Source organism: Arcicella sp. GW458-12-2-14-TSB2 (assembly GCF_059423785.1).
On sequence record NZ_JBWKYN010000203.1, the window covers coordinates 1 to 9,910 of the forward strand.

The 9,910-nt window shown below is 33.6% G+C and carries 9 protein-coding genes; 3 read left to right on the plus strand and 6 right to left on the minus strand.

Features of this window, described 5'->3' with window-relative positions; translation table 11 throughout:
• Positions 1-288 precede the first annotated feature (288 nt).
• The 3 genes from AC07XN_RS21145 to AC07XN_RS21155 all read right to left on the minus strand — a co-directional run bounded on the left by AC07XN_RS21145 (position 289) and on the right by AC07XN_RS21155 (position 4,202).
• Positions 289-651, minus strand: a complete 363-nt coding sequence (locus tag AC07XN_RS21145; RefSeq protein WP_309911975.1) for a hypothetical protein — start codon at positions 649-651, stop codon at positions 289-291.
• A 573-nt stretch (positions 652-1,224) separates the two neighbouring features.
• Positions 1,225-1,626, minus strand: coding sequence for a response regulator (locus AC07XN_RS21150; protein WP_494744490.1), 402 nt, complete (start codon positions 1,624-1,626; stop codon positions 1,225-1,227).
• A complete protein-coding gene (locus AC07XN_RS21155) occupies positions 1,623-4,202 on the minus strand; it encodes a PAS domain-containing protein (protein ID WP_494744491.1) in 2,580 nt (859 codons plus the stop codon). Before AC07XN_RS21155 ends, AC07XN_RS21150 begins: the two co-directional genes overlap by 4 nt.
• A 353-nt stretch (positions 4,203-4,555) precedes the next feature.
• On the opposite strand from AC07XN_RS21155, the gene AC07XN_RS21160 reads away from it, so the two are divergent.
• Positions 4,556-5,149: a DUF4202 domain-containing protein gene (locus AC07XN_RS21160; protein ID WP_494744492.1), complete on the plus strand. Its 594-nt coding sequence runs from the start codon at positions 4,556-4,558 to the stop codon at positions 5,147-5,149.
• Positions 5,150-5,220: 71 nt separating this feature from the next.
• Here AC07XN_RS21160 and AC07XN_RS21165 read toward each other — a convergent pair whose 3' ends face one another.
• Entirely contained in the window at positions 5,221-5,736 is a 516-nt protein-coding gene (locus AC07XN_RS21165) for a hypothetical protein (protein ID WP_309911979.1), read from the minus strand.
• A 64-nt stretch (positions 5,737-5,800) separates the two neighbouring features.
• Positions 5,801-6,664, minus strand: a complete 864-nt coding sequence (locus AC07XN_RS21170) for a chromate resistance protein ChrB domain-containing protein (protein WP_494744493.1) — start codon at positions 6,662-6,664, stop codon at positions 5,801-5,803.
• Positions 6,665-6,939: 275 nt separating this feature from the next.
• Here AC07XN_RS21170 and AC07XN_RS21175 point away from each other — a divergent pair, with 275 nt between their 5' ends.
• A complete protein-coding gene (locus AC07XN_RS21175) occupies positions 6,940-7,896 on the plus strand; it encodes a sulfite exporter TauE/SafE family protein (RefSeq protein ID WP_309911981.1) in 957 nt (318 codons plus the stop codon).
• Between the two features lie 36 nt (positions 7,897-7,932).
• On the opposite strand, the gene AC07XN_RS21180 is transcribed toward AC07XN_RS21175, so the two are convergent.
• Positions 7,933-8,571 carry an NAD(P)-dependent oxidoreductase gene (locus tag AC07XN_RS21180; protein WP_309911982.1) on the minus strand — a complete coding sequence of 213 codons (639 nt, stop codon included), beginning with the start codon at positions 8,569-8,571 and terminating at the stop codon, positions 7,933-7,935.
• A gap of 325 nt (positions 8,572-8,896) precedes the next feature.
• Between AC07XN_RS21180 and AC07XN_RS21185 the strand changes: the two genes are divergently transcribed.
• Positions 8,897-9,811 carry a sugar phosphate isomerase/epimerase family protein gene (locus tag AC07XN_RS21185; RefSeq protein ID WP_494744494.1) on the plus strand — a complete coding sequence of 305 codons (915 nt, stop codon included), beginning with the start codon at positions 8,897-8,899 and terminating at the stop codon, positions 9,809-9,811.
• The last annotated feature ends 99 nt before the right edge of the window (positions 9,812-9,910 follow it).

Sequence of the window (9,910 nt, forward strand, 5' to 3'; positions counted from 1 at the left end):
CTTTCAATCCAATAACAATAAGTAATACAAGTTTAAAGAGCAGACAACTAAGCTGTAAAAGCTAAGAGATAGAAGCATTATAAGGTGGTGTAGAACTATTTATTAATTGAATTTATGCTATAAAATTCAAACTATAATTCATTTTTTAGTTTACGGTCGTAAAAATTAAAATAATACAAACGCACATTAATTAAGTTTAATTTTTATCCTATGTTAATGATTATAAAAATAGGCTATTTCCGATATTTTATAAAAATACAAGAGATAGCCTATTTAAAGCAATTAAATTTAATCAATTACTGAATCATTCTTTTTAGCCGTATCACTAGCCATTTGCTGGTCTTTTACTACCGCCTTGGTAAAAGGCATTTTAGCATTTTGCCATGTCAAATACTCTTCTTTTGGCTGATTTCTGATAATGCTCAATCCTTTTTCAGCAGTGTTTGATCCTAGTTGTTTATAATTTCTGTTTAGAACCACATTGTCGCTGATAGGAAACGTTTTTTTATTTTTTTTAGCTGCCGCAGCCGCTTTATTTGGATGTTTGTAATTGTGTGTGCTATACCCAGGATCACCTGCCGGAATCTCCTGAGCGAACGAACCATAACTTGCTAATGTTAACAAGGTCGCCCAAAAAACTTTTGTTTTCATGATGTTATGTGATTTAAGTTTGTATGTTTTGTTTCAGAATTTATTCTCCTTGAACAATTGAGTATAAATAACCAATATACATTTCAATGACTAAATACCTTAGAAAATTGTATTATTTATACCCAAGACTGTCTCGTCTTTTTATTCTAAACGTAAGATGCACACAAAAATTTTGACAAACAAATGAGCCATTTTAAGCAAGATGAGTTGATTTTAGAAGCAAAAATTTACAATATTTTGTTTTTATTAAAGAATAAATATGAAACTAAACGTTATTTTGAGGCAAATAACTAGTTTTTGTTGATAGTCCTATAATATTGACACCAATATACGTGTAATCATGAAAAAAAAATATTTTCATGATTACACGTACTCAGTAGGTTTAAAATTAGACTATCAAATACGATAATTTATAATTTTAAAAAGATTCTAGTATTAAAATCAACTTATAAACAGAATGTTTATACCTAAATTAAGGCATCTAAGCGTGTATAAAGCATGAAATCCCGAAAAATAAATAAGCATTAATACTTAATTTATTTTTCGGGATTCTTACAAATAAAACACTTATAGTTAGTTTTCAAAAAAACGTTTTACTTGGTGTTGAGACTTTAAGCCTTCCAGAATATCTTTGGTAAGAGGTTTTGAAACATAAGAAATTACTTGTTCATAAGTACTAGCCTTATCGAGGTCGTGCTGGTCAATCGAAGAACTTACCATTACGACATAGATTTGATTTTTCAATGCCTCTTTTTGCAAAGCTTCCAATAGCTCCCAACCATTCATCACAGGCATATTTATATCAAGTAGTATTAAATAAGCATCATCTCCATTGTTATTAGTAATAAAATCAAATGCTTGCTTTCCATCAGCAAAGTTGATAGGTGCATCAGTAAGCCCACTTTTTTTGGCAATTATTGAGTGCAGGGTTTGCACCATCTTGTCATCATCAACAATTAATAAATTGAGTTTCATATTAAAATATTATTGTGGTCTGTTTTAATTGTGTTATTGATTTTTCTTATAATCCCATCGAGCTCATAAGCTGAATCAAGAATATTTTGTAGAAGTTCCTCCCTACTTATTTCAATATTATCAAAATCATTCAATAAATTGATAATACCCATAATTCTAGCCACTGGCGCCCTAACAATGTGCGATTGCATCCATGCAATTTTTCTGAGTTGTTTGTTCTGAGTTTCTATTTCTCCAAGGTGCTTCTTTTGATCATTAATATCTTGAATCATCCCGTATATACGAATAGGTTTTCCTTGAGCCAATTCTACTCGTCCTTTTGCCCTAACCCACCTTACTTTTCCTTTAGCTGTTACAATTTGTACCTCATGGTCATAAGGGGTGCCAAAATTAATAGCCTTATTTACAGCTTCTATAATGGCATCTCTGCTTGCCCCTTCTCTATAGGACAACATACTACTTTCAAAAGTAGGTTCATAATCTATCGGCACTTCATGAATTTCTTTTGTGATTGACCCCCAAGTTACTTTTTGGGTTAATAGGTCATATTGCCAACCACCTACTCTACCAATTTCACTTGTTTCTTTGAGCAAGATCTCAAACTTCTTCAAGTCTTCTAAATCCTGAATCATGCCATACAACCTTACAGATTTGCCTTCTAAAGTAGCCACTCCTCCCTTTACTCTTATCCATTTCTCATGCCCTTTGGCAGTAATAATTTGGGTTTCAAAATCAAAGTCTTTGGCTTCTGCTATTACAGTATCAATTAGTTTTTTAATCCTAGTTCTAATTTCGCCTTCTCTGTAGAAATTCAATAATTCATCCACTTTCAAATCATAATCTAACGGAAGTTCATGAATCTCTTTTGTGATTTTAGACCAAGAAACTGTATTATTTATCAAATCTACCTCCCATCCTCCTACGCGAGCTACTTCACTAGTTTCTAAAAGAATCCTTTGGTTGGTCTCTAAAGCTAGTTCAATCTTTTTACGATTGGTAATATTTCTAGAAAACATGGCTGCTCCCCTTATTTTATTGCCATCTTTGATAGGGTTGTAGGTAGTCTCGCTCCACGACCCCCATATTGAATCAAGTGCTGGGGAATAAGTCTCTATCGTAAAAGTTTCACCTGACAATACTCTTTCGTATTGAAGTTGGCTCTGCTGATTTAGCTCCGTTAAAAATTGCTGATTTTCGTTCATTGAATCCCCAGATTCAAGTTTCCAAGCTCTGATTTTTTCAATGAAATTCAAGTAAGCATCATTAGCAGCCAACAGGTTTTGGTTTTCATCTATGCTCCAAACCAAATCATCAGTACTATTGATTAAGGCTGCTGTATTAGCTCTTTCTGTTTCAAGTAATTTTAAGTAGCGTTTTTGTTCAGTTATATCATTAATGAGGGTATGCTTGGCTTTTTTGCCATTATATTTTATATTATGAGTCGTAATTAGTACACTAATTGTTTCTCCATTCTTTTTTATATGCCTCCACTCGTATTGATTAGCCTCAAATTCGTTATCAACGTTGGTATAGTCTAGAAATTTATAAGCATCTTCTTTAGGACGAATGTCCAACAAGGTCATTTTCAGAAACTCTTCTCTAGTATATCCATAATGCTGTATGGCAGCCTCGTTAATTTCTAAAAAAGCAAAGGTTTCAACATCATAAATCCACATCGGCTGTGGATTCGAGAGAAATAATAATTTATATTGTTCTTTACTTTTTTTAATCTTCTCTTTATCCTTCTTTCTTTTGGTAATATTTCGGGCATTTAGCACTAACTTTTCAACCTTCCCATTTTCATAAATCGGATGAAAAGTAATATCCATCCATTGCTCATTATACCATTCAGTAGCGGGCATATAAACATCTACTGAAAAAGTATTTCCTAAAAATGCTCTCTGACTTTGAGTCTTAAATAGCTGGATTAGCTCTTCTGTATAGAAGTTTTTCAACAAAAAACTTTCTCCAACTTTCAAGGTCTTTCCAGTATGTTTTTTGATGGCATCAATGTAGGTTTTATTCGCAGAAATCAGGTTCAGATTTCTATCTACACACCATATATATTCGTTTGTGGCGCTTAATAATACCTTTAATTGGTTTTTTTCGAAAAGTAATTCGTTTAAATTAAGTTGATTTTGTTCAATTAATTGAATCGTTTTTTTAGCAAATGTTTTGAAGATTTTTTGCTCCTTTTCTGTAAGTTCAATCAAAGAGTGATGGAGTAATACAATATGCCCTAACATCATCCCTGATGGCAGATACAAGGTGATACCTGAGATAGATTTAATCCCTTTTGCTAATAACCATGCCTCTTGGGGATTATTAATCGTAAAAATTTCTTTTGAATACTCCCTATCATGTTTAAGCAAAAAACTACTAAGATGTAAATCTAAGCTAAATTGAACACTTTCAGCTGACTTACACCACTGCCTTTTTGTCCCTACGAAAGAGAGACAAATGACGGATGAATCAAATATATTTGAAGCTACATCAAGAACAAAATCGAAATCGTTTTCCTGTAGTGCTTCAATTTGAATTGTAATAAATTCATTTGGCGGAGTGAAATTATTCATATCGAATTGAAAGCAGTTTTTAAAAGACTAAAATAGTATGGTAAGTCCAAATCAATCTCAATGCAAACTAATCAAAAAAAATGAAAAATATACGGTTTATCGTATTTAAGCAGATTTTTCATCACTTAAATTCAAAATTAATAGCACATTCTTAAATTTTTATTGAAAATAATTAATGCGAGTTTTGTTTAAAAGTTCTTTTCAAGATAAAATTCTATTTAAAGCAACAAATGAAAAATATAACTATTTGAAGATTCCATCTAAAGTACTTGTTACAAATAAATTTTTTATTTGTAAGATTTCCCCTTAACATTACAGAAAAAAGAGCGACAATATACTAATCAATTTATACGATGATGGAAAAACTAGCAACTGCTTTTCAAAAATTTGATGAATATAATAAAGCTGATGATAATATATTTGTGTGGGAAGGAGTGGAATATCCACAGGAGTATTTTTTAGCCCTACAATTATATCAATGGGTGTTGAAATTAGACCCTAATGCAACAGAAGCATTGTTACTGGCTTCACGAAGCCAACATATTGGTCGTTGGGAAATTGCCAGAGAAACCTACCCTGATGGAAGAGTAGGTTATTTAACATGGCGAAAGGATTTATCATTTTTTCATGCTAAAAAAGCGAAAGAAATTTTAACTGAGGTAGGCTATCAAGAAGAGGGAATTGCGAAAGTGGAGAGAATTATTCTTAAACAAAGAATAAAAACTGACCCAGAAGTACAAACGATGGAAAATGCACTTTGCTTAGTTTTTTTACAATTTCAATATGAAGACTTTCATCCCAAATATGCACCAGAAAAGGTGATTAATATTTTGAAAAAATCTTTACTAAAAATGGATGCTCACGGACATCAATTCGCGTTGAAGCTAACTTATTCTCCTCAAGGTCTGGCTTATATTCAGGAAGCTTTGAAATTACTGGCAGAATGATAATTAATCAAGACTATTTCAAAAGGTCAATATTCATTTTACTTTCTGAAATAGTCTTTTTATTTTATACTTTAAAAGCCTACTCCAAACTGAAAACCTAGCGTATAAGAAGTAGGTTTATCATTGCCAAAACGAACAGGCAAAGGGACGGCTATAAAGTAGTTGGAATGTTTGTTCTTTTTAACCACTTTGTTTAGCACGGGTGTAAAGCCATATCTTCCGCCCGTTTCAAAGGCTGCTCTTGTTACTAAAGTAAGTCCATGCTTAAATCGGAACATTACACCCGGATGGAACAAGAAATTGTTCACCTTACTCACTCCATTTTCTGAACGAATCGTTGGGACAAACTCAAAACTGAATCCTATTTTATCACTTTTCAGGATATTGATGCCCGTCGGAAAACCAATCGTATAACTTGACCCAAAATTTGATGTACTAGTGCCATCAGCCGACCAAGTAGTAATAGGGTGCAATATACCCATATAGCCTACAATTTTGGGATAGGTGTTTTCAGGAGAAGGTTGCTGTGCAAAAAAGCTAAAAGACAAAGAAAGTAATAAGATAAGGTAAGTAATTTTGTTTTTCATTGTAAGAATTAAGGATTGTTCCCGACAAAATTTCAAGAATAATCCTCCTCAAAATAGCACATAATTAACTTTTTGTATCAAACTTACTTTTTGTGATATTTTTTTTGAAAACTGATGGGTTTTCGCCTGTATATTTTTTGAAAATTCTAGTAAAATGGCTCTGGTCTGAAAAACCTGTTAAATACGCTATCTCTGTTAAAGAGTGATTAGTACTACTCAATAGTTCTATCGCCTTTTCAATTCGTAGTTTGCGGATGTATTCTCCAAAAGATAGGTTTTCAAAGTATTTAGAGAATTCTCTGGAAAGATAAGCAGGATTTACATCCAACTCTTTGGAAATTTCTTTCAGGCTTAAAGTCAGATTGGTATCTATTTGGTCTTGAATAATATCCTTTAATTCTTTTGCCCATACAGGCGTCTTACGATTACTTTTAGTAGCGGGTTGAAATACTTTTTGAAAGACATCCACCAAAAGATTTTCAAAAGGATTCTGAAAATGCTTTACTGATTGTAGGTATTTTGCCCAACTGTATAAGCCGTCATAAATCACCATCCCTTGTTTCAACAATTCGTGGTCATCTTGAATATTATGTGCCATACCCGAGGCTATTGCCCATAATCCTGCTGATTGTGGTGCAATATCATGTCGGTCAGTGTCGGCACCACGTACTATTACCGCCATAGTATGAACAGCTTCGTCATTGATATTGTATTTTTCAATCAAACAATCAAAAGTACATAAGCCCAATTTATGGGATAGTTCTACATTCGGAACATCAAAGGGGATAGCTCCTATTACTTCAGCTTGCTGAAGTACGGTATCAAAAGGAACAAAAATAAATTCTGCCTCTGTGTCAATGTATTTTTTTATCAACCACGGGCAAGCTATTCTATCAATCTTTGGTTTTTCTCGGGTTATCCATTTCATAAGTAGTAAACGATCCGCCGTCGCGGTAGTAAAGAGTAATTGGTGAACAGTGTGCTGTCACGGTAGCATTTCAAATCCCTATTTATCAGTCATTTACGATAAATAAAAACGTTGCTTAATCTGTATGGATCACTAAATAAATGAATCATTTTTGAAAAGTGACAGCAAAATAAGAATTTATTCTCTTAATATTAAATTCAAAATAATAACTCTACTTGTCTTGTAGATTTATTTAACTCTATTAACTTTGTAGGAAACTAAGAATTTAATTTTTTATGGAAATAGAATCACCGACTAATCTTGAACAAGTTGTTGAGAAAAAGAAGTCATCCAAAAACCCTTTTGAAGAAGCCATTATTAAGATTTGGAAACGTGAAAGAACACCTTATGAAGTAGCCATCCACTTCGTTAATGCATTAGCTTTGATGATTGTAGGGTATTTTGTTTTTACTTATATAACTATTCAAACAATTACTACAGGTCTTCATGAAATAAATTCTGATATACTATATTATATTTTAGGGGGCTTTATCGCTCAAATGATTGACGGAGCTTTGGGAATGGCTTATGGTGTTACGGCTTCTACTTTTTTAGCCAACGTTGGCGTGTCACCAGCAGTAATTTCAATGAGTGTGCATGCATCTGAGATTTTCACGAGTGGGGTATCGGGCTATATGCACTTAAAATTTGGCAATGTTAATTCCAAACTCTTTAAAGCTGTATTGATTCCAGGGGTTATCGGGGCTGTATTAGGTGCTTATGCGCTTTCTACCTTAGCCGAAAGCTATATGCAATATGTAAAACCAGCCGTCTCTACTTATACTTTAATTCTGGGTGTTGTTATTATTCAAAAAGCCTTAGTAAAAAGACAACAAAAGAAAAACATTAAAATGATTGGGCCTTTAGCATGGTTTGGTGGAATGATGGACTCTATTGGTGGTGGCGGTTGGGGACCTATCGTTTCTTCGACATTGATTGCTTCGGGACGTCATCCAAAATATACGATTGGTTCAGTAAACTTGGCTGAGTTCTTTATCTCGCTTTCGTCTTCATTAACGTTCATTTTTGTGATTGGCTTTTCACAATGGCAGGTAATTCTGGGCTTAATTCTTGGGGGTATCGTAGCAGCACCTATTGCGGCACGCTTATCAAGTAAATTGCCAGTAAAAGCGTTGATGATTATGGTAGGTATCGTAGTAATCTTAGCAAGTTTGAAGAAACTTATTGGATAATTTCCTTCAAACTTAACTAAGTTACCTCATTAGTTTTTAGATATTAGTAATAAAAGGTGCCGCTCGAACATACTGATTTTCAAACAATTGTTTGATGATAAAATCAGCTAAATCGGTGGCACTTATTTTATCTCCCGTACAATCTTCCAAACTGACATCGGTTTTGCCTCTAGCATCTGTTTGTTCAATCATAGGCAATCTTATCAACGTCCAATCGACATTACTATCTACTAGCATCTCGTATTCTTTCTGTTTGTCGGCTGTAGTTTTAGGATAATTTTGCTTCATCCAGTCTGTCCCAAATTTGGTTTTAGGACTTTTATTATCAAACGGCGTATCAACATTTAATCCTGTTGTAACGATATACCTTTTGATATTACATTCCTTCATTGCCTGCAATACGTTCCTAGTAGCATCTCCAAAAATAGAGCTTTCACCCACAGGTTGCCCAATTGTACTAATAACAGCCTGACAGCCTTCTACAAGGCTCAAAATAGCATGATAGTCGCGGGCATCGCCTTTGATGATTTCAATTTGAGGACTTTGAATGTGGAAATTATCAGGATTTCTAAGAAGCATTTTGAAATGAAAACCTTGATTTAATAACGCTTGAACAAGGTATTTTCCTGATTTACCTGTACCACCAATGATGGCAAGTTTTATTGACTGTTGCATAGTACTCTTTATTAAAAATTGAAAATATAAATTCAGACTGTCTTCAAGTGAAAACAATCAGTTCGCTTACGTTTTAGTAAGGCGAGTATTCAAATCAATATTTTAAACAAAGAGTCTAATACGTGAAATTAGTAAAATAGCCTGATACTACGACTAAGTAGCTATATAAAATTTTAAGTACAACATTTTAGTAGACACATTTCATGAAAGTAAATTAATATTTTTTCGATTAACTAACACAAATTTCCAAGTGAATCACAGTAGTTTAGCATACCTTTATCCTTTTGAAGAAAACATATTAAAACCTTTATAATAAACTAAGAAAATGTCTGAAATATCTCGTCGTGATTTCCTTTATCAAGCAGGTTTACTAGCTTCTGCTTCATTGTTTTCTTTTGAAAGTTTGGCTGCTAAAGTTCCTAATCTTCAATTAGCCTATTCTGCTATTACGTGGGGAGGCAAAGACCTTGATGCGATGAAAGATATTTCATCATTGGGTTTCAAAGGGGTACAGTTGCGTGCTAATGCGTATGATACGTACAAAACCAAAGTGCAAGAATTAAAAGATATTATTGCGGCCAATGGTTTGGCATTACCGATGTTTTCAAGTGGTAATGTTGAAATTGACCCAGCCAAAGAAGCTAGTACGATAGATTATCACGTGGCTCACGCTAGTTTTGTAAAGGCATTGGGCGGTACTTCTATTCAATTGACTAATTCGGCTCGTCCGAAAGATAGATTGCCTAGTACAGAAGAATTAAAACGTTTGGCATTCGTAATGAACGAAATCGGTAAACAAACTGCTGATTTGGGTATTCAGGCTGTTTATCATAATCACATGCATCAATTGGGAGAAACGCCAGAGGAAGTGGATGTAATTGTACAGGATATGAATCCTAAATACATGAAATTATTATTGGACGTAGCCCATTATCATCAAGGTGGTGGCGTACCTGCTAAAGCGGTATTGCAATACAAAGACATCATCGGTGCATTGCACATCAAAGATGTAAAAAGTCCTTTGGCTGATAAACCAAACGAGCCTAAAGCGTATAAGTTTGTAGAATTAGGACAAGGGAACGTCGATTTAAAAGCAGTATTCGATAATCTTCAAAAGATAAATTATAAAAAATGGGCGATTGTTGAATTGGACGGCGTACCTGAAAAAACGCGTACACCATTACAATCAGCAGAAATCAGCAAAGCATTTTTAAAAGATAAAATCGGGTTTAAGATTTAGTTTTTTTGATTTTCTCTTGTAGAAATCAACGTTGTTAAATTCCTAATCCTTACTATTAGTGGCTGACTTAAGTCAGCCACTAATAGTAAGGATTTTAAG

Bases quoted from the DNA above. Each gene is read 5' to 3' on its own strand.
- AC07XN_RS21170 (WP_494744493.1), bottom strand. From the start codon at position 6,664: ATGAAATGGATAACCCGAGAAAAACCAAAGATTGATAGAATAGCTTGC.
- AC07XN_RS21165 (WP_309911979.1), bottom strand. From the start codon at position 5,736: ATGAAAAACAAAATTACTTACCTTATCTTATTACTTTCTTTGTCTTTT.
- AC07XN_RS21150 (WP_494744490.1), bottom strand. From the start codon at position 1,626: ATGAAACTCAATTTATTAATTGTTGATGATGACAAGATGGTGCAAACC.
- AC07XN_RS21145 (WP_309911975.1), bottom strand. From the start codon at position 651: ATGAAAACAAAAGTTTTTTGGGCGACCTTGTTAACATTAGCAAGTTAT.
- AC07XN_RS21180 (WP_309911982.1), bottom strand. From the start codon at position 8,571: ATGCAACAGTCAATAAAACTTGCCATCATTGGTGGTACAGGTAAATCA.
- AC07XN_RS21155 (WP_494744491.1), bottom strand. From the start codon at position 4,202: ATGAATAATTTCACTCCGCCAAATGAATTTATTACAATTCAAATTGAA.
- AC07XN_RS21160 (WP_494744492.1), top strand. From the start codon at position 4,556: ATGATGGAAAAACTAGCAACTGCTTTTCAAAAATTTGATGAATATAAT.
- AC07XN_RS21185 (WP_494744494.1), top strand. From the start codon at position 8,897: ATGTCTGAAATATCTCGTCGTGATTTCCTTTATCAAGCAGGTTTACTA.
- AC07XN_RS21175 (WP_309911981.1), top strand. From the start codon at position 6,940: ATGGAAATAGAATCACCGACTAATCTTGAACAAGTTGTTGAGAAAAAG.